Raw genomic sequence first — 24,353 nt, forward strand, 5'->3', positions numbered from 1 at the left:
ATCCAGGAACAGCGGGCTCTGGATCACGCGCAGCTTGAGCCCGCCGAGGTCGTCGGCCCGGTTGATAGGGCGACGCGAGTTGGTGACGTGGCGAAAGCCGTTCTCCCAGTAGCCCAGGCCGATGAGACCCTTCTCGGGCAGCTTGGCGAGCAGCTTCTGGCCAAAGGGGCCATCCAGCACGGCATCGGCTTCCTGCTCGTTATTGAAGGTCAGCGGCAGGTTGAGTACGCCAAAGGGCTTGATCAGCGACATCAACGTGGAGGTGTCGGGGACCGTCATCTCCAGGGTGCCGCCGCGCAGCGCCGAGGTCATGCTCACGTCATTGCCCAGCGAGCCGCTGGCATACAGCTTGGCGACCAGCTTGCCGCCGCTGCGGGCCGCGAGTTGTTCGGAGAAATGCTTGACGGCCATGGCCTGAGGATGGTCTTCGCTCAGGCCGACACCGACCTTGAACACGCGTTCCTTGATTTGCGCAGACACCGGGCCGGCAAGCATGGCCAGCGCCGTGGCGGCCATGGCGAGGGATTTCAACTTCATCAATGTCTCCAATGGAATGATTTTGTCGCGACGGTTCTGCGTCATCGGCGCCACGCTAGACCTCTTCAGGGCCGTCTCGACGCAGGTGAGAGGTTAGGTCTGGCACCTGTACCGGTCCACTGAATTTTTTGCTAGGATCCATTCCAAATGCTTATGAGCTCAGAATTTTTCTCGGGTAAACCCCTGTCCATGGCGCAGGCCTGCGGGCGGCTGCGATTCCGACATCTCCAGTTCCTTGACATCCTCGGCCACACCCTCAACCTGAGGCTTACCGCCGAGCAGATGCACATCACGCAACCGGCGGCCACCAAGATCCTGATGGATATCGAGGAAATCCTGGAGGCACGCCTGTTCGAGCGCCTGTCACGCGGCATGCTGCCCAACGAGCTGGGCCTGTTCATGCTGCGCTATGCCGACGCCGTGCTGGCCGGGCATCGCAAGTTCGTGGATGAATTCAACGCACTCAAGCAAGGGGGGCATGGCCACCTGTCCATTGGCGCGATCACGGGCTCGGCCGCGCACCTGCTGATGGCCACGGTGGCGGAGATCCAGCGCCGGCGTCCACTGCTGGTGCTCAGGATCCTGGAGCAAAGCAGCGACCAGCTGGTGATCTGGCTGGCCGAGCGCAAGATCGACCTGATGATCGGGCGCTTCACAGACGAGGCGCACAGGGCCCAGTTCCAATACGAGCGCCTGTCCAGCGAACCGCTGCAGGTGGTGGCCGGGCTCGATCACCCTTTGCGCGGGGCGCACGACCTCGATCTGACCAAGCTGGCCCACTGGCCCTGGATTCTCTACCCGCGCTCCACGGCCGTGCGCAAAGTGTCTGACGATATCTTCGGCCGCACCGGGCTCGCACTCACGTCCGGCGTGGTCGAGACTCCCTCTTTCCTGTTCGCCCTGGAACTGATGCAGAGCACGGACATGCTGTCGCTGCAACCAGCCGCCCTGGTGGAGAAGTACGTGAACAGGGGCCTGCTGGCCCGGATCCCCATCGAGCTGCCGGACCGCATGCCCGACTACGGTTTGATCACGCGCCTGGGCGAGGCGCCGACCCCCGCCGCGCAGGCATTCATGGAGGTACTGCGCGAGAAGGCGGGCAGCGCTGGCGAAATCGCCTGAATCGGGCTGGCGATCGCCGGGGGAGTGGCCAAATCCGGGGGGGGGCAAATCCGTCAGAAAAGGGGGGTATTGTCTACTGACACTTCCCAGAGCCCCCATGCGCATCTCGATCCAGACATGCAGTGAAGGAGCGGGAACGCATCGCCAACTGGACGAGCGTGGCCTTACGAGCGGAGCGCGGACCACGCTTGGACAGTGCCGCGACGCGATTCAGGCTTATGTAAGCGGCAGTCCTCTTTCGCAGGTCTACGAGACCTGGGGCATCCATCGCTCCACACTAAAGCGCGCCAAATCCCCCGTTTACCCGGGGGCCAAATTCAACAGCCTGCTAGACGGCCGAGACCGAAGCGGCACCGCCCGGCGAGCCATCCAGCACCGGCGGCGCGGTGACGATCGACTTCAGCCCGGGCTGCGCCGCGCGCAACTGGTCCAGCCGCGGCAGCGGACGGCGCAGTGCCTCCGACCCCGCAAAGGCTTGCTCCATGGCATGCGCCACGCCCAGCGTATGGTGATCGGCGCGGAAGCGGCCCACCACCTGCAGCCCGAACGGCATGCCGGCATGGTCCAGGCCGCAGGGCAGGCTGATGGCGGGGTGGGTGGTGAGCGTGACCACATAGGTAGGGGCCAGCCAGCGGTAATAGTTCTCCTGCTTTTCGCCGTTGATGGTCTCCGCGTAGAGGTTGGTCCACGGGAACGGCGACACCGGCGTGGTTGGCGACAGGATCACGTCGTAGTCTTCAAAGGCGGCCTGGAAGCGGCCCAGGATGCGGGTCTGCTCGGCTTGCGCCCAGGCGCTGTCGACCAGCGACATGGCCGCGCCCATCTCATAGTTGGCGCGCGTGTTCGGGCCCAGGCTCTGCGGATCGCGCTGATAGGCCTCGTGCATGCCGGCGACAAAGCTCTCGGCGCGCAGCACGTCGAAGCAGCGGTGCGCCTCGCCCAGGTCGAACTGGATCTCGTCGCAACTGCGGAACAGGTGCCGCATGGCGGCGATCTTGTCGCGAAAGACTTGCCGGATCTGGTTGTCGACCGCGCACACGCCGAAATCCTCGGTCCAGCCCACCCGCAGCGAGCCCAGGTCGACATTGGCGGGCAGCAGGAACGACATCGGGTCGAGCGCATAGGTGAGCGGGTCGCTGGCCGAGACGCCGGCCGAGGCCGCCAGCTGCAGGCAGGCATCGGCCACGGTGCGGCCCATCGGGCCGACTACGGAGATGGGCGTCCAGCCCAGCAGCTTGCGCGAGCTCGGCACCACGCCTGGCGATGGGCGGAAGCCCACCACGCCGCATTTGGCGGCGGGGATGCGCAGTGAACCGCCGGTGTCCGAGCCGGTGCAGACCGGCAGCATGTCGGTCGCCAGCGCGGCAGCGGAGCCGCCCGAGGATCCCCCTGCATTCAGGTTGGGGTTGAAGGGGTTGCCGGTGGCGCCCCACACCGCGTTGCGCGAATTGGCGCCCGCGCCCATCTCCGGGATGTTGGTCTTGCCGGTGACGATGGCGCCGGCCGCGCGCAGCCGGGCTACCAGCACGTTGTCGGCGCTGGGCACATTGTCGCGGTACAGCGGCGAGCCATAGGTGGTGAGCAGGCCGGCCGTGGCCTCCAGGTCCTTCACGCCCAGCGGCAGGCCATGCAGCAAGCCCAGCGGCGCGCCGTCGAGCACGGCGCGCTCGGCCACGCGGGCTTCTTCGCGGGCGCGCTCGTAGCAGGTGGCGGTGACGGCGTTGATAAAGGGATTGACCGCCTCGATGCGGGCGATGCACGCCTCAAGCAGTTCAACGGGAGAGATCTCCTTGTTGCCGATCAGGCGGCGCAGCGCTACGGCGGATTGGGCAAGCAGGTTATCGGTCTGGGTCATGGTGGACTCTCTGGCAGGTAGGGTGAAGCGCCGCGCCGGCATGGCAGGCGGGGCGCCATGGCATCCGGATCGCGCTAGCGGCTCAGCCCGCGCGCCGGCACAGGCCACAAGCAGGCCACGGCCTGCCCGCGCACGCCAACGATCTCGTCGTACAGATTGAGGGTGGGGTCGCAATGGCCAGGCACCAGCAGCACCTGGCTGCCGAGGCCCGGCAGGCCCGCCGCGTTGGTGCCGGGCACGGGCTCGACAATGCCGTGTTCGTCGTTGGCCGCCACATAGGCCAGCGCGTGGTCCTGGCCATTGGCGCCCCACACCAACGGCAGGCCCGAATCCACCGCCATCGATTTCAGGCCCGCGTCCAGCACAACGCGCGGCGAGGGCCGCGTTGCCGCGGCCACGCTCATCACGGTGGTGGCGATAAACAGGCTGTGCTCGAAACGCAGCGCGCCGCTGTAGTCGTTGCGGCCGTAATCGGCGTCCATGAAGACATAGGAGCCGGGCTGGATTTCGGTATAGACGCCGCTGTGCAGGTCGAACTCCACGCTGCCGCTGCCACCGCCCGTCACCGTGGCGCACGCCACGCCGGCCTCGGCCAGTTCGGCGACGATGGCGGCGGTACGCGCCGCGGCATCGGCCGCAGCCTGCCGGCGCGCAGCAAAGTCGCGCACATGCTGGATGCCGCCGTGATACGCCTGCAAGCCGCGGAACGCTAGTTGCGGGTGCGCACCGATAGCTTGAACGAGGCGCAGCGCGGCGGGCGCGTCGGCCACGCCGCAGCGTCCCTGGCCCACGTCGATCTCGACGAACACCCCGATGCGGCTGCCGGCCTGCGCGGCGGCCTGCGCCAGCGCGGCGACCTGGCGCGCATCATCCACGCAGACGCTCATCCGTGCATGCAGCGCCAGGCGGGCCAGCAGCGCGGCCTTGGACGCCCCGGCAATCTCGTTGCTGATATGGATGTCCCTGACCCCGGCCTGCACGAACGGCAGCGCCTCGCTGACCTTCTGGCAGCAGATGCCAACCGCGCCGCGCGCGATCTGCGCCAGCGCAATCTCCGGGCATTTGTGCGCCTTGGCATGCGGGCGCAGCTGCACGCCTGCGCGGTCGGCGGCTTGCTGCATCTGCGCCAGGTTGCGCTCGAAGGCATCGAGGTCGAGCATCAGCGCCGGCGTGTCAATGGCGGCGGCGGGCTGGCCGGGGACGGCGCAGGCGCCGAGCTGCAGGGTGGCTGAACTGGAATCTGGGAGCGTCATATGTCGGGCTGGGATGGGCTGTTCTGGGCTGCTTTGGGCTTTCCGGGGGCTGCCTCGGATCCTTCCGGAGGGCATGGCGCCGCCTCGGGGGCGGCGGTGCTTGCGATGATGTGGGCTGGAGGCGGGTGCTGTCAAACCAAGCCCGCCATGGGCCATTTGCGTACGCTCAGTCCGCCGTGATATTGGCACGCTGCGCAATGGCGCGCATGCGCGGCAGTTCTTTGGTGATCAGCGCGGTCACCTCCGCGCCCGTGCCATAGGATGGCTCGAAGCCATTGTCCAGCAGCTTCCTGCGCGTGTCCGGGTCGGCCATGGTCTCGGCCAGCGCCTTCTCCAGTTTCGCCTTCACCTCGGGCGCCAGGCCACGCGGCGCCACCACGGCCAGCCAGGTATCCATGTCGGTACCCGGGTATCCGCTTTCCGCCACGGTGGGCACGTCGGGCAGCAGGGATGAGCGCTTGGCGGTGGTGACCGCAATGGCCTTGACCTTGCCGGCGCGGATCTGCGGCACGGCGGCCGAGACGGTATCCACCGAGAATGGGATCTGGCCGCCGATCAGGTCGGTCATGGCCGGTGAGCTGCCACGGTAGGGCACGTGCAGCATCTTGATGCCAAGATCGTTCAGCAGCATTTCGCCGGCGAACTGCGCGGTGGTGCCCGTGCCGAACGAGCCGTAGGAGAATTTTCCGGGCGCGGCCTTCACCGCCGCCGCGAGCTGCTTGAGGTTGTTGACCGGCACATTGCGGTTGGCCAGCAGGATCAGGCCGGTGCGCCCGGTCAGCCCGATCGGCTCGAAGCTTTTGAGCGGGTCGTAGGGCAGCTTGGGATGGATGGCCGGATTGACCGTGAATGTGGTGCCCGAGCTGACCAGCAGCGTGTAGCCATCCGGCGCGGCCTTGGCCACCAGGCCGGCGCCAACGATGGTGCCGGCGCCCGGCCGGTTGTCGATCACCACGGTCTGGCCCAGGTGGTCGCCGAGCTTCTTGGCCAGCAACCGGCCGATCACATCGGTGGCGCCGCCGGGCGGGTAGGGGATCACCATCTGGATCGGATGCGTGGGGTAGGCCTGGGCCAGCGCGCTGCCGGCGGGCGCCGCCAGGCAACAGGCGGCCAGGCATGCAAGCTTGAAGGTATGGACGGGTTTCATGCTGACTCTCCTGCGTGCGACGATGGGGGGATGGATGATGGCGGGGGGCGGCTCAGGCCGCGAGCGCGGCCGCCTGGTCCAGGAAGCCTTGGTACTCCGCTTGCGGCACGAACAGCCCGCCGGTGGTCCACACCAGATGCGTGGCTTGCGGCATCGTGGCGTCGAGCTGGTGCCGGGCCAGGTAGTCGCGCCCCGCCGCGCTCTCGCACAGCATGCGCGGCCCGCTGAAGCCTGCCGCCGCCGAGGGCTCGATGCGCAGCCCTTGCGTGCGCCATGCCAGGGCCAGGTGTTCGAACAGGGTATCGTCCGCCACCGTGTACACGCCGGACAGCAGCGGGCGCATGACGGCAGCGGCCAGCTCGGAGGCGCGCGGCACGGCTAGGCCGTCGGCCTGCGTGTGGTTGCTCAGGCCAAAGTCATAGACGGACGGATTGCCTGCGCCTGCCATCATCTGCACCAGGAAGCAGGGCGACTGGGTCGGCTCGGCAAACACGCAGTGCACGTGCGGCCCAAACAGCTGCCGCATGCCGAAGGTGATGCCGGCCGGCGCGCCGCCCACGCCGCAAGGCAGGTAAACGAAGAGCGGGTGCCCGGCATCGACGCGGATCGCATGCGCGGCGAGTTGCTGGCGCAGGTGCAGCGCCGCGGCGCTGTAGCCGAGCAGCAGCGACAGCGAGCGCTCGTCGTCCACGAAGTAGGTGAACTCGTCCTGCTGCGCCTGGCGGCGGCCGGCGGCGACGGCGTCCTCGTAGTCGCCAGCGTGCTCCACGACTTCCACGCCACGGTCGCGCAGCCGCGTCTTCTTCCATGCCTTTGCATCTGACGACATATGCACGGCCGCGCGAAAACCCAGCGCCGAGGCCATCACGCCAATGCTCAGGCCAAGGTTGCCGGTGGAACCCACCGCCACCTGGTAGCGGCCGAACAAGGCGCGCGCCGCGGGCGCCCTCAGGGCCAGGTAATGTTCCGGCCCGTTGCGGCCAGGGCCAAGCAGGCCATGGCGCAGCGCCAGGTTCTCGGCAAATTCCAGCACTTCGTGGATGCCGCCGCGCGCCTTGATGGAGCCCGCCACCGGCAGGCTGTGATCCGCCTTGACCCAGAGCCGGCCCTGGCTGAGCGGCAGCCCGAGGGCCGCCTGCATCGACGGCACGGCCACCAGGGGCGACTCGATGACGCCATGGGTGTCAGCCAGCTCGGGAAACAGCGCCGGCAGCAGCGGGGCAAAGCGGGCAAAGCGCGCCTGTGCGGCCTCGACATCAGCTAGACTAATGCTGTGTTCGCCGGCGGCCTGGACGGGCGGCGGCGTCCCGGCGCGCGCCGGATTGCACCAGAGCAACGGCGTGGCGGCGGCCAGGCTGGCGCGCAGCGCTGCGGCATTGTCCGGGCCGGTTGCGATTGATGGGTTCGTGGCTAAAGACTGGTTCATCGGCAAGGGATAGGCTGCTGCGGGTTCCTGGGTGACTTCATTGTTGGCCTGCGCGGATCCGCTGGCAATCCATTTATATTTAGCGAGGCATTAGTTTGGCTAATGGAAGTCTGAGGGCGGGCATGCGTATCGGCGGCCGCTTATGAGCACCTTGTTATCGTCCTCGTTGCTGAGCTGGCTGCGCTGCTTCGAGGCGTCGGCGCGTCATTGCAACTTCACCCACGCCGCTACGGAACTGTGCGTGACGCAGGGCGCGGTCAGCCAGCAGGTGAAGCAGCTGGAGCAGTGGCTGGACCGGCCCTTGTTCCTGCGCACGCCGCGCGCGCTGGTGCTGACGCCCGAAGGCGAGCGGTTGCGCTTTGTGCTGCGCGAGTCCTTCCAGGCCATCGAAGGCACGCTTACCCAGCTACGCAAGCCGCGCGAGGCCGGCCCTATTGCGCTGAGCTGCGCACCGTCGTTCGCCATGCGCTGGCTGACCCCGCGGCTGGGCGACTTTTTCCGTGATCACCCCGAGGTGGGCCTGCGCGTCTACGGCGAGTTCCACGCACTGGACCGCACCCGGATGGTGCGCGATGGCATCGATGCCGCCGTGCGCTTCGACCTGGGTGGCTACGACGACCTCAAGGCCCGGCTGTTTCTCGACGAATGGCTGCTGCCGGTGGCAAGCCCCGCCTTCCTGGCCGCGCATCCCGAGCTGCGCAGGCCGCAGGACCTGAGGGGCGCCTGGCTGCTGCACGACGTGAGCCCATGGGACGGCGCGCAAGCCTTCGAGGAATGGCGCCACTGGCTGCAGGTGGCAGGGGTGGAGGCGGAGGTGGGCGAACTGGACGCGGGCCAGCGCTTCAACCTGTCGCAGCTGGCCGTGGGTGCGGCGCTGGCCGGGCAGGGCATCGCAATGGGGCGCTCGGCGCTGGTGCTGGAAGACATCGAGGCTGGCCGCCTGGTCGACCTGTTCGGCATCCATGCGCGCTCGCAGGCGTCTTACTTCTTCGTCTGCGCGCACGGGCAGACACCGCCTATCGCCATGGTGGAGGATTGGCTGGCTGCCGAGGGTGCACGCTTCGATGCGGCGCGGGCCAAGGTGCTCGACGTGCAGGCACGCGGCGCGAAGGCCACCGGTGGGTGACAAAGCGTTCGATCCCCGGCATAGTTTGCGGCTTTCGTGCCGCATGGCGCGGCTCTCCGGCTTCCTGGCTTCCTGGCTTTCGGGTATTCGAGTTACCGATGGAATTTCCTGTCCTGATCCTGGCGCTGGGCGCCGTCGTGGCCGGCTTCGTGCAAGGCTTGTCCGGGTTTGCCTTCGGCATGGTGGCCATGTCCTTCTGGGTCTGGACCGTGGAGCCGCGCCTGGCCGCGACGATGGCGGTGTTCGGCTCGCTGACCGGGCAGGTGGTGGCGGCGGTGACGGTGCGGCGCAGCTTCTCGCCCCGGCAGTTGCTGCCCTTCGTGGCCGGCGGCATCCTGGGCATTCCCATTGGCGTGGCGATCTTGCCGGCACTCAATCCCAGCGTGTTCAAGGCTTGCCTGGGCGGGCTGCTGGTCATCTGGTGTCCGCTCATGCTGATGTCCAGGCAACTGCCCCACATCCGGGCCGGCGGGCGGGTGGCCGATGGCGTGATCGGCGCGGCCGGTGGCATCATGGGCGGCATCGGCGGCTTTACCGGCGTCATTCCCACGCTGTGGTGCACCCTGCGCGGGCTGGCCAAGGACGAGCAGCGCGCCATCATCCAGAACTTCAACCTGGCCACGCTGGCGGTGACCATGGCGACCTATGTCGGCACCGGCATCGTCACGCGCGACATGCTGCCCATGTTCCTGGTGGTGGGGCCGGCCATGCTGGTGCCCAGCATCCTTGGCGCGCGGCTGTACATCGGCATCAGCGAGCTCGCATTTCGCAGGATCGTGCTGAGCCTGCTGACCGCATCGGGCGTGGCGCTGCTGTCGGCCTCGCTGCCGAAGCTGCTGGGGACGTTGCACTGATTGGCGTGAGCCCTGGGCCCGCGTGGGCAGCGGCTCAGGTATGAAAGGTTTCGGTCTCTGCCTCCGCCTGCACTGGCGCATCGAGGCCGCCGCGCTCGAACTCCGCGATCACCTGCGCCCCGAGCAGCAGCAAGGTGGCGGCGATTTCCAGGCTCAGCAGCACGACAATCGCCGTGGCGAGCGAGCCGTACACCACGCTCACCTGCGACAGCGTGGCGAAGTACCAGACCAGCACGTGGCGCGAGATCTCCCACAGCAGCGCGGCGCTCACCGCGCCGATCAGCGCATGGCGCACGGACAAGCGGCCTACCGGCATCACCAGGTAGATGGAGGCCAGCAGCAGGATCTCCCCCGCCAGCCCGAGCAGGTAGAGCAGGGTGCCGGAGACCCGGTCCAGCGACAGGTCGTGGCCCAACACTTCCACATGCCGCGCGCCTAGCGCCTGCAGGCTGCCCGCGACCACCGTCACCAGCAACAGGCCGATGCTGAGCACGATGATGTAGCAGTAAGGCAGCACCGCCGACACCAGGAAGTGGCGGCGGCGGATGGCCACCCGGTGCACAAAGATCACCGACATGGCGTTCTCCAGCACCGTGAACGCCAGCGAGCTGAAAAAGATCATGCTCGCCAGCAGCACCCAGCCGATCACCCCGCGGTTCGCCAGGAAGCTGGCCAGCTCGCCCACCAGCGCGCGGGATTGCCCCGGCAGCAACCATTCCAGGTAGCGCGACAAGGTGGCCAGCAGCGATGCCGGCTCGATCACATGGGACAGCGCGATCACCATCAGGATCAGCAAGGGCACGATCGACAGCAGGGCGTAGTACGCCACCGCGCCCGCGAGCAGCAAGCCCTGGTTGGCCCGGAATTGCCGGAGGGTGCGCAGTACGAAGCGCCACGGGTGCTTCAGCACCAGCCGGGCGCGCGCGTCGAGTATCTGCATGGCAGAGGATGGGTCAGTTCGACATGGCAGGGACAGCAGGGACGGCAAAAGAAAGCGCAGGCCACGGCGCATTGCGGGTTGGGATGCCGGGTCGGGAGGTCTGCTATGTCTGGCAGGGAGGCTTCTTTCGCGGCGCATCCGTGTTCTCTCAATGTGGTGCATCGCGCGCCGCACGGCAAGCCGTGGTTGTCCTACACAGGCTTGCGTCATTCTCCGACAGAAACGCCGGCAGGCGAGACTATGCTTGGATGAAGCATGCCGCGCGCTGCGCGCAATGCCAATTGCATTGCCGGCATTCACGTGGCACGTACGCGACCATCACGACAGGAACCGCAATCCCATGGCTGATCTGAACGCCGGCCCCGCTGCGGCCAGCCAGTCGTCTGTCTCCGCGGATGTCCGTGGCGGCGCCGGTGATGGCTGGCTGGCTCCTGCAGCCAGCCAGCCGCCGGCGCCGCCTGAGGCTGCAGATGCGGGCGCATCGGCGGCCCAGCCTGCCGTGGCCGCAACCCCTCCCGTTCCGGCCAGGCGCGGTGAACTGGCACTGACCATGCTCGCGGTGCTTGCGTCGCTCTACACGCTGCACCTGGCTAGCGCTTTCGTGATCCCCGTGGTGCTGGCAGTGGTTGTCGCCTACATGCTCGATCCGCTGGTCACCGTGCTGTGCGGACGGCGCATCCCGCGTGTGCTCGGCGCCTCGCTGGTGCTGCTGGCGCTGCTGGCCAGCGTGGTCTGCAGCGCGTACCTGCTGCAGGATCAGGTTGCCAGCCTGATCGACCGTTTGCCGGAAGTGGCCACCAAGCTGTCGCGCTCCGTGGGCGCCTTGCTCAGCGGAGACGACTCGATGGTGCAAAAGATCCGGCGGGCGGCCACGGTGCTGGGCGGTACCGGGCAAGGGCCACCCGTGCGTGGCTCGCCGATCGTGGTGGAGCGCGCCGGGGATTCGCTCAACAATATCCTGCTGGCAGGTTCGGTTGGCGTCTTCACCGTCGCCGGGCAGGCCGCGGTGGTGTTGTTCCTCGCCTTCTTCATGCTGGTGTCCGGCGACATGTTCAAGCGCAAGTTCATCAAGATGGCGGGTACCACGCTGTCGCAAAAGAAGATCAGCGTGCACATGCTCGACGAGATCAACCGGCAGATCCAGCGCTATATGGTGATGCTGCTGGTCACCAACGCCATGGTGGGTGTGCTGACCTGGTTCCTGCTGAAATGGCTGCACGTAGAGAATGCCGGCACGTGGGCGCTGGCCGCCGCGGCGTTGCACCTGGTGCCTTACTTCGGTGCGGTGCTTATTGCGGTTTGCATCGGGCTTGCCGCCTTCATGCAGTCGGGCGACTTCGCACTGACGGCAATGGCGGCAGGCGGCTCGCTGCTGGTCGCCACGCTGATCGGCGCGCTGGTGACCACCTGGATGACGGGGCGCATGGCCAAGATGAACGCCGTCGCGGTGTTCGTCGTGCTGCTGCTCTTCACCTGGCTATGGGGCGCCTGGGGCGTGCTGCTGGCGATTCCCATCGCCGTGATCGCCAAGGTGGTGGCGGATCATGTGGAGGGGCTGGAAGTGGTGGCGGAGTTCCTGGGCGAGTGAGGTTGGCTCAATCGAGGTTGGCTCAATCCGCAGCCAAATAGCGCGCCACCAGCGCCGCCACATCGGGCGGGACCGCATCCGCCGCGCACGCCCGCAGATGCAGCGTCTGTCTGTCGCGCAGCGTCATTGCCGCATCCTGCTCGCCAAAACGCAACGTGCCTTCGGCAAACACGCGCTCCTGGCAATCTCCCTGGCTCATCGACACAAACTGCAAGGGCAGCGCTTGCCGCGGGCCATTGCCCGAGGCTATCCACAGCCACTGGTATTTGCGCGAGCGCGGCGCGTCGGCGGGCAAGCCGAGGCGCTTGATTTCCAGCACCGTGCCCGCGCCTGCGGTGAAGGCAAAGAGAATCTCGCAGGTGGGCAATGCTGGCTGGGTTTGCGTCATGGCTGGCTGGACATCTGCTGGAAACTGGAGCGCGATTCTACCCGCAGCCGAGCGTGTCCGCGCCGCACACGCCACGCATATCGATAGGCGAACACCTTCATTCCATGCCCATGGCCGCGGCGCTAACATCGCTCCAGCGAGCCGGCATCACAAGTGCCGGTCGCGCCTTGATAACAGCGGCCAGCTTGCGCGCCGCCGCGCATCGGCGTGGCGCGCGAAGAGCCGCAACCCTGAGTGTGGAGCCTGCATGCAACGCCGTAGTCTATTCAAATCCATCGCCCTGGCCGCCGCCATGATTGTGCTGCCGGCCGCGCACGCCGCCGACCAGGTGGTGCGCCTTGGCACCATGAGCGGCCCCGACGCGCAGATCTGGGAGGTCGTGCGGACCGTGGCCAAGCGCAGTGGCCTGGACGTGAAGATCATCGAGTTCAACGACTATGCGCAGCCGAATGCCGCGCTGGATGCCGGGGACCTGGACGCCAACAGCTTCCAGCACCAGCCCTTTCTCGACAGCCAGATCGCGGCGCGGCACTACAAGATCGCCAATGTCGGGCTGACATACGTGGCGCCGATGGGCTTTTATTCGAAGAAGCTCAAGTCGCTGAAGGCACTGCCGGACGGCGCCAAGGTGGGCATCCAGAACGATCCCTCCAATGGCAACCGCGCGCTGCTGCTGTTGCAGAAAGAGGGTCTGGTCACGCTGCGCGATGGCGCCGGCACGAACGGCAAGAACGCCACGCCGCTCGATATCAAGGCCAATCCCCGCAAGCTGAAGCTCGTGGAGCTGGACTCGGCCATCCTGCCGCGCTCGCTCGATGACCTGGCCGTGGCTTCCATCAATACCGACTACGCGGTCAAGGCCGGCCTCAGCCCAACCAAGGATGCGATTGCCACCGAAGACCTGCGCGGCCCGTACGCCAACCTGATCGCGGTGCGCACGCAGGACAAGGACAAGCCGTGGGTCAAGCCGCTGGTGGCAGCCTACCAGTCGCAGGAAGTGCGCGACTTCCTGGCCACGCAGTTCAAGGGCGCGATCCTGCCGGCGTTCTGACGGCGCGCGCGCTCGAGGATAGCGCCGGCTATGCGGCCAGCGCTTCCTCGACAAACAGCAGGCGGTCATTGCCCCAGAACAATTCGTCGCCGACGAAGAAGCTTGGGGCACCGAACACGCCGCGTGCCACCGCGGCCTCGGTGGCCTGCTTCAGCGCCTCCTTCACCACCGGGTCATCGATCATCCCCAGCACCTGGCGCGCGTCGAACCCGGCGGCTGTGAGCGCGGCGCCGATCTCGGCGGGGTCGTTCAGGTTACGTTGCTGCTCCCACATGGCGGCAAAGATCGTCTCCACATAACGGTGGAAGGCGGCCTCGTCCTGCAACTGGAAGCCGACCGCGGCGCGCATCAGCGCCAGCGTGTTGACCGGGAAATGCGGATTCTGCTGCAGGTTGGCACCGTACCGGCGCGACCAGCGCGCGGTGTCGGTTTTCGACCAGCGGCCCTTGGCGGGGATCTCCGCGGGGCTGTGGTTGCCGGTGGCCTTGAACACGCCGCCCAGCAGGATGGGCCGCCATACGATCTGCGCGCCGGTGCGCTGTGCCACGCGCGGCAATTCCTTGTAGGCCAGGTAGGAATACGGGCTGCCGAAGTCGAAATAAAATTCAACTTGCTTGCTCATGTCGTCGTCTCCGCTTGTTGTGGTGCTTTGTCTTTGTTGGTTTTCATGCCTTTCATGGCTTTGAGGCTTTGGCCGGCAGGGCTTACCACGGCTCGATCCACGGACGGATATCCAGCTCGTGCGTCCACGCGTCGCGCGGCTGCTGGTGCAGCATCCAGTAGGTGTCGGCGATATGCTCCGGATTGACGATGCCGTCGTCCTGCTTGGTGGCGTAGCGGTCGGGGAAGTTCGAGCGGATGAAGTCGGTGTCGATGGCAGCGTCCACCACCAGGTGCGCCACATGGATATTCTTCGGCCCCAGCTCTCGCGCCATGCTCTGGGCTAGCGCGCGCAGGGCATGCTTGGCGCCCGCAAAGGCGCTCATGCCATCGCGCCCGCGCAGGCTGGCGGTTGCACCAGTGAAGAAAATCGAGCCATGCCCGCGCGGCAGCATCACGCGGGCAGCCTCGCGCCCCATCAGGAAGCCGCCGAAGCAGGCCATCTCCCAGACCTTGAAGTACACGCGGGATGTGGTTTCCAGCACGGAAAACCGCACATTGGCGCCGATATTGAAGATCGCCACCTCCAGCGGCGCGATCTCGCGCTCGATGCGCTCGATCAGCGCCACCGTCTCGTCCTCCTTGCGGGCATCGCAGGCAAAGCCGTAGGCTTCGCCGCCCTCGGCGCGGATCTGCTCGACCAGCGGCGTGAGCTTGTCGGCACTGCGGCGCGTCACGCAGGCGATATAGCCCTCACGGGCAAAGCGGCGCGCAATGGCGCCGCCAGTGGCGTCGCCGGCACCCACCACAAGGATGGCTTTCTTGTTGGACATGACTTGTCTCCAGTCTTGGAATTATCCGCCGGCAATGGCCGGGCGGGCTCTCTGCGTTCGTGCCCACGCTGGCCGCTTCCATCGAAAGCGGATCCGGCATAAGATAAACGATCGTTTAGTAAACGAACGTTATGGTATGAATGCGGGTCGCGTCAAGCGGCATCTGCCCCAGGACAATCTCAGGAACTGCAATGCGTTATTCCGCAACTCACAAAGCAGCCACCCGCGAGCGGGTGCTGGAGGCCAGCGGCGCGCTGGTCAAGCGCGAGGGCTTTGCGTCGACGGGTGTTGACCAGCTGATGGGCGCCGCCGGCCTGACCGGCGGGGCGTTCTACAGCCATTTCGATTCCAAGCAGGCATTGCTGCGCGAAGTGATCGAGCGCGAGCTGCAGCGCAGCCGGGAGCTGCTGCTGCCTGACGGGGAGGCAGGCGATGGCGCCTGGCTGGCAAGGATGCTGGATTGCTACCTCACCATGGGCCATGTGCGGCATCCGGAGACGGGCTGCCCGTTGCCCAGCCTGGGCGCGGAGATCGCCCGCGCCGATGCGGACACGCGCCAGGCCTGCGAGGACGGCATGGTAGCCATGCAGCTGGAGCTGGCGGTAAGGCTGGGGAGCGGGGAGGCGGCCTGGGGCGTCATGTCCCAGTGCGTCGGGGCGCTGATGCTGGCGCGCACGGTGGCCAACCAGGATGTGGCCAGGGAGATATTGAAGGGGGCACGGACGATGCTGGAGCGTGCAGGTGGTTCTGCGGGTGACTGGATGTAGCGCAGCGCGCTTTGTTTTAACATGCGGGCTACACATTCAGACAGGACCCCCGCCGATGAGGAACGTATTCCTGATTCCCCTTGTTTCGGCATTGCTTGCCTTTGGCAGCGCGGCCTGCGCCCAGGTCGATGACCAGTCGAAGCCGCAGGCGCTGATCCAGACCGTGACGCAGCAGTTGCTGCGTGAGGTGCGCGCCCGCGCGGTCGCGCCAGGAGATATCCAGCGCATCACGGCGATCGTGAACAAGGACATCCTTCCGTACACCGACCTGAACCGCACCACGCAGCTCGCCATGGGCCGTTACTGGCGCACCGCAACGCCGGCGCAGCAGCAACAAGTGGTGGAGCAGTTCAAGCTGCTGCTGATCCACACCTATGCCGGTGCTATCGCGCAACTCCGCCCGGACCAGCAGATCGAGTATCCGCCGTCGCGCATCGAGCCGACCGAGACGGACGTGGTGGTGCGCACGGTCGCCACCAATATGAAAAGCGGCCAGCCTGTGCAGATCGACTACCGACTGCACAAGACGCCGGAAGGCTGGCGCGTGTATGACCTGAACGTGCTGGGCGCCTGGCTGGTGCAAACCTACCGGCAGCAGTTCAATGACAGGATTCAGCAAGGCGGGGTGGAGGGGCTGATCCAGTCGCTGACTGAGCGCAATGCGCGGCTTGTGTCTGGCAGGCAGTAGGAGGGGCCCAGGATCCAAGGGTCCAAGGGGCCATGCGGGCTGTACGCCTTGCATCTGGAACGACTTCCGGCTGCTGGCAGCACCCGTCCGCCCAGTCAGGGTAAAACCGCCGCATGACCCTGACGATTAGTCGGCCCGGCACCACCGGCCAGAATCCGGGCACACAGCGGCCCTTGCACCGTCCAGCCAGACTTGCTCTTCATTCAGTTGCAAAGAGGTTGAAGGGGTGGTGTCGAAGGCAACCTGGAGTGCGTGCCCAACATGGGTATCTTCAATGGGAAGCTCCCAGGTCAGGAATAGCTGGATGCAATCCTGGTCGGGCGGGAAATCGGTCGCGTGAAAACCGCTGCTCTGGCGTTGAATCACGCCATGAGGCTGGCAAGTATCGAATATCACAGCCGTACCCCGGGACAGGGGGATCCGATGGCCCAGCGAGGGAAAATGCAAGTCTTGACCCCTGTCCTCGCTCAGGAAGAGATTGCAAAAGGCGACGCCGCCATACTGCGCACCATCATGGTGGTACCGCGCCCCGCGGCAGGCCATGAGGGCCACGTCGCTGGCGGCAAGCACCCCGGGCAGTCCAAGCGCGCACGCCCAATCGGACACCGCCTGCACGCAGCGTGCGTAGTCCGGCCAGCGCGCCCGCGCTCGCGCCAAGGGCATTGCCTCGACATCCCCGGGTTCCAGGACCAGGCGGGACGATATCTCCCTTGCCCAATCCGCAAGCAGACGCGCAGGGGGCACAGGCACGTCGACCGTGCCGGATAGCACGATGTCACTGACGCATCGGCTGCGGATGGCGTCGCCGCTCCAGAAATAGGAAGTGAGGAGGTCTTGTGCTCGATGCGGTTGAGGGCGGTGGTTCATCTGTAGCAGTGTCATCCGGCTGTCTCGATACTGTAGCGGATCGTAGGCAGAGGTCGCCTGCCAGCCAGGAACAGTTGCCCAAGATTGCCAGCATGCGCACCTGCTGCCGGGCGAGGGAGCGGCCGAAGCCGTATGGTAGTGTCCCGCCATCTTTCCCTCCACACGCCTATCGAGGTCGCAATGAAAGTCAAACGAATCGTTGCCAATATCAACACGCAAGCCGTAGGCGATGCGAAGGACTTCTACGAGGGCGTATTCGGTCTCAACCTGGTGATGGATCATGGCTGGATTGCCACGTACGGGTCGTCGGAAACGATGAAAGCGCAGATCAGTATCGCTTCACAAGGAGGATCGGACACGCCAACGCCGGATCTTTCGATCGAAGTGGACAACATTGCCGCCGCACTTGAGCGCGTGAAGTCGGCAGGGATTCCCATCGAGTACGGCCCGGTCGACGAGCCATGGGGCGTACGGCGCTTCTATGTTCGCGACCCATTTGGCAAACTGATCAACGTGCTTGCGCACACCTGACGCGGAGGTCTGCCAGGGGCGGTGGGCAAAACCGCCCATTCGGAATCTGGCTTATCGGACAGTCTTCAGCGGGGCGGGTGCGCTGGTAGTGGCAGGCAATCGCCAAAGTCAGCCAATTCCCGCCAGCCTTCGGGCGTCGATCATCATGTTTGCGCCCAGTACAAGCAGAACCGCGCCCATGGCCCAGCGCTGGGCTAGCAGGAGTCCCGGCCGGCGGGACAGCAGCGTTGCCATGCTGCCGGAGCAGATTGCAACGGCGCCATTGACGGTGGCGAACGCGATAATCAATGTGGACCCGAGCACGAGAGATTGCTCGAGGACGTTGCCGTTCCGATAGTTGATGAATTGCGGCAAGACTGACAGGAAGGTCATCGCCAGCTTGGGATTCAACAGGCTGGTGGTCGCGCCCATCGCGAACAGCCGGCGGGGGCGTTCGTGCGGCAGGTCGCGGACTTCGAGCGGGGAGCGGCCACCAGGCTTTACGGCCTGCCACGCCAGATAGAACAGATAGGCGGCGCCCACCGCGCCCAGGATGCTGCTGGCGTAGGGCACGCTCAGGAAAAATGCCGTGATGCCAAACGCCGCGCCAAACATATAGAAAAGGTATCCGAGCATGACGCCAGCCAGGGACACGAGGCCGGCCTTGCGTCCTTGCGCAATGGAGCGCGACATCACGTAGACCATGTTTGGGCCCGGCGTCACGGCAAGCATGCCCCCCACCGCTAAAAATCCGTAGATCGATTCCATACCGTGCATTTTCGGGGTTCCCCTGTGGACATCGACTGCAGTATCCACTTGGTGAATGCCCGAGTAAAACGGGTTAAACTGAATTTTTTGTTCAGATTTTCTGATTAATATGAAAAAGCTCGATCTGGACGTCATTGAGATGGTGGTGGCGGTCGCCGACACCGGCTCGTTTGCCCGGGGGGCGGAGGCCGTACACCGGTCCGCGTCGGCGGTGAGCATGCAGATCAAGGCGCTTGAGGAGTCGCTTGGGAAGCCGCTGTTCGTGCGGACCACGCGGCATGTGACGATTACCGCCGAGGGAAAGACGCTGCTGGACTACGGCCGCCGCATGCTCGCGATGCGGGAGGAGGCGTGGGCGTCGATCGTGCGCCCGGAGATGAAGGGGCGCGTCACCATCGGCGTGCCTGACGACTACGCCTCATCGTTGCTGCCGTCGGTCCTCAGACAGTTCGCGGTGGCGCACCCGCGTGTGGAAATCCGGGTGATCGGCATGCCCAGCAGTGCGCTTGTGCCATTGCTCAAGGACAACACACTCGACCTGGCCTGCCTGACCAAAGCCAAGGGCATAGCCGGTGAATTCATCCGGTTCGAGCCGATGGTCTGGGTCGGGTCGGCCGTGCGGAAAGTGTGGAACGAGCGCCCGCTGCCCATCGCTGTATTCGCGCATGGCAGCACGGCACGCGCCAATGCCATCAGCGCGCTGCAGCGGGAGAACATCAAATACCGCATGTCCTACGAAAGCCCGAGCTTGCTGGGCCTTGTCAGCATGGTCGAAGCGGGGCTTGCGGTCGCCCCCCTGGCAAGATGCAGCGTACCGGGGCATCTTGTTCAGCTATCCCAGAGCGACGGTTTGCCACCACTGGCTGAACTCGAAATCGTCCTTGCGCGCAGTTCCCGGTCTGCGCGACCGCCCTGTGATTACCTTGCTGAACAGATTCTGGTTGAATTGAGAACCTGAGGAGAGCCTGGGGGAGCCGCATGGTGAGGCGTCCATCGATGAACAGAGAGGTTGTGAGGCCGTCAGTCCGTGGCGGCTGTCAGCGGCGGCAGCTTCCAGTCTTGCTGCGCAGTGGCGTCAGGTGGCCTTCGATCGGCTTGCGCTTGCCTCGCGCCGGGGACGTCCAGGACGCCATGGTGCCATCGGTGCCGTCATTCAGCACCTTGCCTACACTCTGGACGAGCGAAGCCGTAGGGCGCGCTGGCATCGACGGTGATCCCGCGGCGCTGCGTGGCCGCGGGATTTTTCTTGTGGCGCCAGGTTAGCGGTAAAGCCGCCCATGCGCCGGAGTTGGGCGGTGTGGCTCGCGATGTGCCGGCTTGTCCGCCAGCGCTTTGCCTACGCCTCCACAAGCGCCTCGAAGCGCAGGGCGAGAAAGTCGATCAGCGCACGCACCGCAGGCAGCAGGCCCCGGCGCGAGGGGTACACGGCATGGATGACGCCGGCCTTTGGCCGCCAGTCTGGCACCAGCATGACCAGCCGGCCTTGTTTCAGCTCATCCTCCACCACCATGCTCGGCAGTGCCACCGCGCCCACCCCGGCCAGCGCGGCCAGGCGCAGGGCCAGCATGTCGTCGGTGACCAGGCGCGGGGTGTGGCGGATTTCCACGCTGGCGCCCTCCGGCCCCTGCAGCCGCCAGCTATGCGTGGGTTGCGGCGGCCCCCAGTCCAGCGTGGGCAGTTCGGCCACGTCGGCCGGCACGGCGGGCATGGGGCGGCCCGCCAGCAGCGCGGGGCTGGCCAGCAGGCACCACGCGCGGGTGGCCAGCGTGCGCATCACCAGGTCGCTGTCGCTCAAAGGCGGCACCCGCACCCGAATGGCCACGTCGATGCGCTCGGCAATCACATCCACGCGGCGGTTGGTGGCCTCGAGATGCACGATGACCTTTGGGCAGGCCGCCATGAACTCAGCGATCATGGCGCCGATCCGCGCGTGCAGCAGCGCCACCGGGCAGGTCACCCGCACGATGCCCTGGGGCTCCGAGTGCGTCAGGTCGATGGCCTGCTGCGCGGCATCGGCCTCGACCAGCATGGCCTTGCAGTGCGTGTAGTAGCTCTGCCCGATCTCGGTCACGGAGAAATGCCGCGTCGAGCGCTGGATAAGGCGCGTGCCCAGGCGTTCTTCGAGTTCGCCCACGCGGCGGCTCAGCTTGGACTTGGGGATGCCCAATGCACGGCTTGCCGGCGCAAAGCCCTGATGGTCCACCACCTGGGCAAAGTAGAAGAGGTCGTTGAGGTCGGGGTGCATCGGGGCATCGTCCTATCGATAGGACACTGAGGATAGCGCACAGCAGCTACCGGTGCTATTGCCGCTGGCCTAAGCTGATCTCCATCAGGGGCAAAGCCAGCCCGCCACCGTTCAGGATTTCCCATGAAGAAGATCATCGGCACCTACCGCGCCCCGCATGCCCATTGGGTGGGTGACGGCTTTCCCGTGCGCACGCTGTTCTCGCAGCAGAGCCTTGGCAGCCACCTGAGCCCCTTCCTGATGCTCGACCATGCGGGCCCGGCTGACTTCCCGCCTGCCGCCCGGCGGCGCGGCGTGGGCGAGCATCCACACCGCGGCTTCGAGACGGTGACCATCGTCTACCAGGGCGAGCTGGAGCATCGCGATTCCACGGGGCAGGGCGGGCGCATCGGCCCCGGCGACGTGCAATGGATGACGGCGGCGTCCGGCATCCTGCATGAGGAGTTCCATTCGGAGGCCTTCACCCGCACCGGCGGCACGCTGGAAATGGTGCAGTTGTGGGTGAACCTGCGCGCCAGCGACAAGATGACGGCACCCGGCTACCAGACCATCGTGTCGGCGCAGATCCCGTCGGTGCCGTTGCCCGGCGGCGCCGGCCAGGTGCGCGTGATTGCGGGTGAGTACCAGAACACAGGCGAAAGCGCACGCGGGCCGGCACACACCTTCACGCCGATGGACGTATGGGACGTGCAACTGCGCCATGGCGCGGACGTGGACCTGCCTGCGCCCGAGGGGCGCGCCGTGGCGCTGGTGGTGCTGCGCGGCAACGTGCTGGTCAACGGCAGCGAGGCCGCACAAGCGGGGCAGATGGTGCTGCTCGATCGCGCTGGTGCCGGATTTGCGCTGGCGGCTACAAGCGACGCGTTGGTGCTGGTGCTGCATGGCGATGCCATCGACGAGCCAGTGGCGACCTACGGGCCGTTCGTGATGAACACCGAGGAAGAGATCAAGCAAGCGCTGCAGGATTTTCGCAGCGGCCGCTTCGGGCAGATCGAAGCGGCGTAGTTAGCGTCGGACGCTAACCCGTTCGGCGTAATCGCAAATCGTGCATCAATGAAAGGAGATGCTCATGGCAACCCCCTACAAGCGCCTGGACAAGAGCCAGGCCGCCGTCCTCATGGTCGATCACCAGGCCGGCCTGCTATCGCTGGTCCGCGATATCGAACCCGATAAGTTCAAGAACAACGTGCTTGCACTGGCGGACCTGGCCAAGTATTTCAACCTGCCCACCATCCTCACCACCAGCTTCGAAGATGGCCCGAACGGGCCGCTGGTGCAGGAGCTCAAGCAGACTTTTCCCGATGCGCCCTACATTGCTCGCCCCGGCCAGATCAATGCCTGGGACAACGAGGATTTCACCAGGGCGGTCAAGGCTACCGGGCGCAAGCAGTTGATCATCGCGGGTGTGGTGACCGAAGTCTGCGTGGCTTTCCCGGCATTGTCTGCGATGGCCGAGGGCTACGACGTGTTCGTGGTCACGGATGCATCCGGCACCTTCGACGAGATCACCCGCAATGCCGCATGGGCCCGCATGGAGCAAGCCGGGGCGCAGATGCTGAGCTGGTTCGGCGTGGCCTGCGAACTGCACCGCGACTGGCGCAACGATATCGAAGGGCTGGGCACGCTGTTCGCCAATCACATTCCCGACTATCGCAACCTGATGGCGAGCTATAGCACGGTGAAGGCCGCCAGGTAAGCTGAGGAGCCGGCGCCTCATGCGCCGGCTCCAGCGGGCCATGCCCGCAAAGATCGCCTTGACATCCTTACGTACGATATATATCTTACGATATGTTTTTCGATACGTAGGAGCTGCGACGATGCGTCACCACCCCCTTCTGGGCAGGCTTAGCCATCACATGCTTGCCCATCTGTCTTCCCATTTTTCGTCCCAATCCTCGCGCCACGGCGAGCACCACGGCGAGCATCATGGCCGCCATGCCATTGGCCGCCACCACCACGGCGGCGGCCCGGGCGGCTTCTTTGGCGGCGGCGGCGATGGCTTCGACGGCGACGGCGATAGCTGGCGGCGCGGCCGCAAGTTCAGCTCGGACGATCTTCAACTCATGCTGCTGTCCTTGCTGGAAGAAAAGCCCAGCCATGGCTACGAGCTGATCAAGGCGCTGGAGGCCCGCACCAATGGCTTCTACAAACCCAGCCCGGGCATGGTCTATCCGGCCTTGACCTTCCTCGAAGAACTTGGCTACGCCACGGTGGACACCGAGGGCAACAAAAAGCGCTACCAGCTGGCGGGGCCGGGCCTGGCCCATCTCGACGCCAACCGCGAGCGGCTGGCCCTGATGCTCAACAAGCTCAAGCACGTGGCACGCAAGATGGAGTGGGTGCGGCGCGCGCTGTCGGGCGAAGCCGCCGAGCCGGGTGCGGCGGGTGCAGCGGGTGCAGCCGCCGACGAGCGCGAAGCCGCGGGCGGCTGGCTGCCGGAGTTCGTCGAGGCGCGCGTGGCGCTCAAGCGGGCGCTGCTGCTGCGCACCGATGCCACGCCGGACGAGCAGCGGCGCATCGCCGCCATCCTGGCGCGGGCGACCGCCGAGATCAACGCCGGCCAGGGTGCCTAGTGCTGACCCGCATCCCGACACGCCATATTCCGTATTCCTCATTCCCCTCATTCCCCTCATTCCCGCCAACCAGGAAACCCATGACTACTCGCGACCTCACCGTGCAACGCGTTCGCCATGAACTCAAGATGCGCTTGCTGCAAGTGGTGCGTACCCAGGCGGTGTCGCCGCAATTGCTGCGCGTGACGCTGGCCGGCGACGACCTGAAGGGCTTTGTCTCCGCGTCTTTCGACGACCACATCAAGGTGTTCTTCCCGGCGCCGGGGCAAAGCAAGCCCGCGCTGCCGGAGCTTGGCCCCAACGGCCCTGTGTTTCCCGAAGGCCAGCCGAGGCCCGCCGCGCGCGACTACACGCCGCGCCGTTACGATGCCGCCGCGGGCGAGCTCGATATCGAGTTCGTGCTGCACGGCGATGGACCTGCCTCTACCTGGGCCGCGCAGGCTGCGCCCGGCCAGTATCTCGGCGTGGGCGGCCCGCGTGGGTCGTTCGTGATTCCCGAGGGCTTCGACTGGCACCTGCTGGTGGGCGACGAAACCGCGCTGCCTGCCATCGGCCGCCGGCTGGATGAGTTGCCGTCCGGTGTGCGCGCGCTGGTGGTGCTGGCGGTGGACAACGCCGCCGCAGAAATCCCGCTGCCTAGCCGCGCCGACGTGGAGATCCGCTGGCAGCACCGTGACAGCGCACCGGCAGATAGCGCCACCGGGCTGCTGGAACAAGCCTTGCGCGAGGTCACGCTGCCGCGCGGTGAAGGCTATGTGTGGGCGGCTGGCGAGGCCGCGTCGATTCGCGCCGTGCGTCAGTACCTGGTGGGCGAGCGCGGCGTCGAGAAGGGCCGCATCCGCGCGGCCAGCTACTGGAAGGCCGGGGCCGCCGCCGTCCACGAGAACATCGACGACTGAGCGGCGCATGCCGGCGGCAGTGCAAGCCTTGAAGGCCGGATCAACTGGTTTTACAATGCAACCGCCTCGCCATTGGCGCCGCATTCCGCGGCGCGCCGCATCTGGCGAGTGAAACGGAGTTGCACTATGGTCCGGCGAACCAGCCTGGAAGGCGCTGCATGTCCCGTGGCCCGCTCGCTCGATGTGATCGGCGACTGGTGGTCGCTGCTGATCGTGCGCGATGCCTTCGATGGCTTGCGGCGCTTTGGCGAGTTCCAGCGCAGCCTCGGCCTGGCGAAGAACATCCTCGCCGGCCGGCTGCGCAAGCTGCTGGCCC

Annotated in this window: 27 protein-coding genes; 14 read left to right on the top strand and 13 right to left on the bottom strand. The window is 66.1% G+C overall.

Features of this window, described 5'->3' with window-relative positions:
- Positions 1–537, bottom strand: a 537-nt coding sequence (gene dctP, locus AC1DS3_RS16325) for a TRAP transporter substrate-binding protein DctP (protein ID WP_477127538.1), incomplete at its 3' end; no start/stop codon positions are given.
- 153 nt (positions 538–690) lie between these two features.
- Here dctP and AC1DS3_RS16330 point away from each other — a divergent pair.
- Positions 691–1,659 carry a LysR family transcriptional regulator gene (locus AC1DS3_RS16330; RefSeq protein WP_441635298.1) on the top strand — a complete coding sequence of 323 codons (969 nt, stop codon included), beginning with the start codon at positions 691–693 and terminating at the stop codon, positions 1,657–1,659.
- Between the two features lie 328 nt (positions 1,660–1,987).
- Here AC1DS3_RS16330 and AC1DS3_RS16335 read toward each other — a convergent pair whose 3' ends face one another.
- The 4 genes from AC1DS3_RS16335 to AC1DS3_RS16350 form a co-directional block, all read right to left on the bottom strand.
- Positions 1,988–3,514, bottom strand: coding sequence for an amidase (locus AC1DS3_RS16335; protein ID WP_477109519.1), 1,527 nt, complete (start codon positions 3,512–3,514; stop codon positions 1,988–1,990).
- A gap of 74 nt (positions 3,515–3,588) precedes the next feature.
- Entirely contained in the window at positions 3,589–4,767 is a 1,179-nt protein-coding gene (locus AC1DS3_RS16340) for a DSD1 family PLP-dependent enzyme (protein ID WP_441635294.1), read from the bottom strand.
- Between the two features lie 166 nt (positions 4,768–4,933).
- Positions 4,934–5,914 carry a Bug family tripartite tricarboxylate transporter substrate binding protein gene (locus AC1DS3_RS16345; protein ID WP_441635292.1) on the bottom strand — a complete coding sequence of 327 codons (981 nt, stop codon included), beginning with the start codon at positions 5,912–5,914 and terminating at the stop codon, positions 4,934–4,936.
- Positions 5,915–5,966: 52 nt separating this feature from the next.
- The gene (locus tag AC1DS3_RS16350; RefSeq protein ID WP_441635290.1) at positions 5,967–7,340 is read right to left on the bottom strand and encodes a D-serine ammonia-lyase; all 1,374 of its coding nucleotides are present in this window, start codon (positions 7,338–7,340) and stop codon (positions 5,967–5,969) included.
- Between the two features lie 142 nt (positions 7,341–7,482).
- Between AC1DS3_RS16350 and AC1DS3_RS16355 the strand changes: the two genes are divergently transcribed.
- A complete protein-coding gene (locus AC1DS3_RS16355; RefSeq protein ID WP_441635288.1) occupies positions 7,483–8,466 on the top strand; it encodes a LysR substrate-binding domain-containing protein in 984 nt (327 codons plus the stop codon).
- A 98-nt stretch (positions 8,467–8,564) separates the two neighbouring features.
- Positions 8,565–9,320, top strand: coding sequence for a sulfite exporter TauE/SafE family protein (locus tag AC1DS3_RS16360; RefSeq protein ID WP_441635286.1), 756 nt, complete (start codon positions 8,565–8,567; stop codon positions 9,318–9,320).
- Between the two features lie 34 nt (positions 9,321–9,354).
- On the opposite strand, the gene AC1DS3_RS16365 is transcribed toward AC1DS3_RS16360, so the two are convergent.
- Entirely contained in the window at positions 9,355–10,260 is a 906-nt protein-coding gene (locus AC1DS3_RS16365; RefSeq protein WP_441635284.1) for a YihY/virulence factor BrkB family protein, read from the bottom strand.
- A 340-nt stretch (positions 10,261–10,600) separates the two neighbouring features.
- On the opposite strand from AC1DS3_RS16365, the gene AC1DS3_RS16370 reads away from it, so the two are divergent.
- Complete coding sequence (locus AC1DS3_RS16370; protein ID WP_441635282.1) at positions 10,601–11,848, top strand: AI-2E family transporter; 1,248 nt, start codon at positions 10,601–10,603, stop codon at positions 11,846–11,848.
- 22 nt (positions 11,849–11,870) lie between these two features.
- Here AC1DS3_RS16370 and AC1DS3_RS16375 read toward each other — a convergent pair whose 3' ends face one another.
- Positions 11,871–12,236 carry a hypothetical protein gene (locus AC1DS3_RS16375; protein ID WP_441635280.1) on the bottom strand — a complete coding sequence of 122 codons (366 nt, stop codon included), beginning with the start codon at positions 12,234–12,236 and terminating at the stop codon, positions 11,871–11,873.
- 247 nt (positions 12,237–12,483) lie between these two features.
- Between AC1DS3_RS16375 and AC1DS3_RS16380 the strand changes: the two genes are divergently transcribed.
- Positions 12,484–13,287 (top strand): MetQ/NlpA family ABC transporter substrate-binding protein, encoded by an 804-nt coding sequence (locus AC1DS3_RS16380; RefSeq protein ID WP_441635278.1) that lies wholly within the window; start codon positions 12,484–12,486, stop codon positions 13,285–13,287.
- Between the two features lie 28 nt (positions 13,288–13,315).
- Here the strand turns inward: AC1DS3_RS16380 and AC1DS3_RS16385 are convergent, their stop codons facing one another.
- Both AC1DS3_RS16385 and AC1DS3_RS16390 read right to left on the bottom strand, forming a co-directional pair.
- Positions 13,316–13,909 (bottom strand): 2-hydroxychromene-2-carboxylate isomerase, encoded by a 594-nt coding sequence (locus tag AC1DS3_RS16385; RefSeq protein ID WP_441635276.1) that lies wholly within the window; start codon positions 13,907–13,909, stop codon positions 13,316–13,318.
- Between the two features lie 82 nt (positions 13,910–13,991).
- Positions 13,992–14,720, bottom strand: coding sequence for an SDR family oxidoreductase (locus AC1DS3_RS16390; protein ID WP_150985585.1), 729 nt, complete (start codon positions 14,718–14,720; stop codon positions 13,992–13,994).
- Between the two features lie 191 nt (positions 14,721–14,911).
- On the opposite strand from AC1DS3_RS16390, the gene AC1DS3_RS16395 reads away from it, so the two are divergent.
- Both AC1DS3_RS16395 and AC1DS3_RS16400 read left to right on the top strand, forming a co-directional pair.
- Positions 14,912–15,487 (top strand): TetR/AcrR family transcriptional regulator, encoded by a 576-nt coding sequence (locus tag AC1DS3_RS16395; RefSeq protein ID WP_441635274.1) that lies wholly within the window; start codon positions 14,912–14,914, stop codon positions 15,485–15,487.
- A 55-nt stretch (positions 15,488–15,542) separates the two neighbouring features.
- Entirely contained in the window at positions 15,543–16,175 is a 633-nt protein-coding gene (locus tag AC1DS3_RS16400; RefSeq protein ID WP_441635272.1) for an MlaC/ttg2D family ABC transporter substrate-binding protein, read from the top strand.
- Positions 16,176–16,301: 126 nt separating this feature from the next.
- Here AC1DS3_RS16400 and AC1DS3_RS16405 read toward each other — a convergent pair whose 3' ends face one another.
- Complete coding sequence (locus AC1DS3_RS16405) at positions 16,302–17,057, bottom strand: hypothetical protein (RefSeq protein WP_441635270.1); 756 nt, start codon at positions 17,055–17,057, stop codon at positions 16,302–16,304.
- 165 nt (positions 17,058–17,222) lie between these two features.
- Here AC1DS3_RS16405 and AC1DS3_RS16410 point away from each other — a divergent pair, with 165 nt between their 5' ends.
- On the top strand, positions 17,223–17,573 hold the full coding sequence (locus AC1DS3_RS16410) for a VOC family protein (RefSeq protein WP_441635268.1): 351 nt from the start codon (positions 17,223–17,225) through the stop codon (positions 17,571–17,573).
- Between the two features lie 108 nt (positions 17,574–17,681).
- Here the strand turns inward: AC1DS3_RS16410 and AC1DS3_RS16415 are convergent, their stop codons facing one another.
- Positions 17,682–18,329 (bottom strand): LysE family translocator, encoded by a 648-nt coding sequence (locus AC1DS3_RS16415; RefSeq protein ID WP_441635266.1) that lies wholly within the window; start codon positions 18,327–18,329, stop codon positions 17,682–17,684.
- A 100-nt stretch (positions 18,330–18,429) separates the two neighbouring features.
- Between AC1DS3_RS16415 and AC1DS3_RS16420 the strand changes: the two genes are divergently transcribed.
- The gene (locus tag AC1DS3_RS16420; RefSeq protein ID WP_477109517.1) at positions 18,430–19,278 is read left to right on the top strand and encodes a LysR substrate-binding domain-containing protein; all 849 of its coding nucleotides are present in this window, start codon (positions 18,430–18,432) and stop codon (positions 19,276–19,278) included.
- Between the two features lie 79 nt (positions 19,279–19,357).
- Here AC1DS3_RS16420 and AC1DS3_RS16425 read toward each other — a convergent pair whose 3' ends face one another.
- Positions 19,358–19,525, bottom strand: coding sequence for a hypothetical protein (locus AC1DS3_RS16425; RefSeq protein WP_441635262.1), 168 nt, complete (start codon positions 19,523–19,525; stop codon positions 19,358–19,360).
- 131 nt (positions 19,526–19,656) lie between these two features.
- Complete coding sequence (locus AC1DS3_RS16430; protein ID WP_441635260.1) at positions 19,657–20,565, bottom strand: LysR family transcriptional regulator; 909 nt, start codon at positions 20,563–20,565, stop codon at positions 19,657–19,659.
- Positions 20,566–20,688: 123 nt separating this feature from the next.
- Between AC1DS3_RS16430 and AC1DS3_RS16435 the strand changes: the two genes are divergently transcribed.
- From AC1DS3_RS16435 to AC1DS3_RS16455, 5 genes are all read left to right on the top strand, one after another.
- Positions 20,689–21,570 (top strand): pirin family protein, encoded by an 882-nt coding sequence (locus AC1DS3_RS16435; RefSeq protein WP_441635258.1) that lies wholly within the window; start codon positions 20,689–20,691, stop codon positions 21,568–21,570.
- Positions 21,571–21,634: 64 nt separating this feature from the next.
- The gene (ycaC, locus tag AC1DS3_RS16440; protein ID WP_441635256.1) at positions 21,635–22,261 is read left to right on the top strand and encodes an isochorismate family cysteine hydrolase YcaC; all 627 of its coding nucleotides are present in this window, start codon (positions 21,635–21,637) and stop codon (positions 22,259–22,261) included.
- 121 nt (positions 22,262–22,382) lie between these two features.
- Positions 22,383–23,138, top strand: a complete 756-nt coding sequence (locus AC1DS3_RS16445; protein WP_441635254.1) for a PadR family transcriptional regulator — start codon at positions 22,383–22,385, stop codon at positions 23,136–23,138.
- 80 nt (positions 23,139–23,218) lie between these two features.
- A complete protein-coding gene (locus AC1DS3_RS16450; protein ID WP_441635252.1) occupies positions 23,219–24,037 on the top strand; it encodes a siderophore-interacting protein in 819 nt (272 codons plus the stop codon).
- A 126-nt stretch (positions 24,038–24,163) separates the two neighbouring features.
- A partial coding sequence (locus tag AC1DS3_RS16455) for a winged helix-turn-helix transcriptional regulator (RefSeq protein ID WP_477127539.1) occupies positions 24,164–24,353 on the top strand: 190 nt, incomplete at its 3' end.

The organism is Cupriavidus sp. 01L46 (assembly GCF_056399905.1).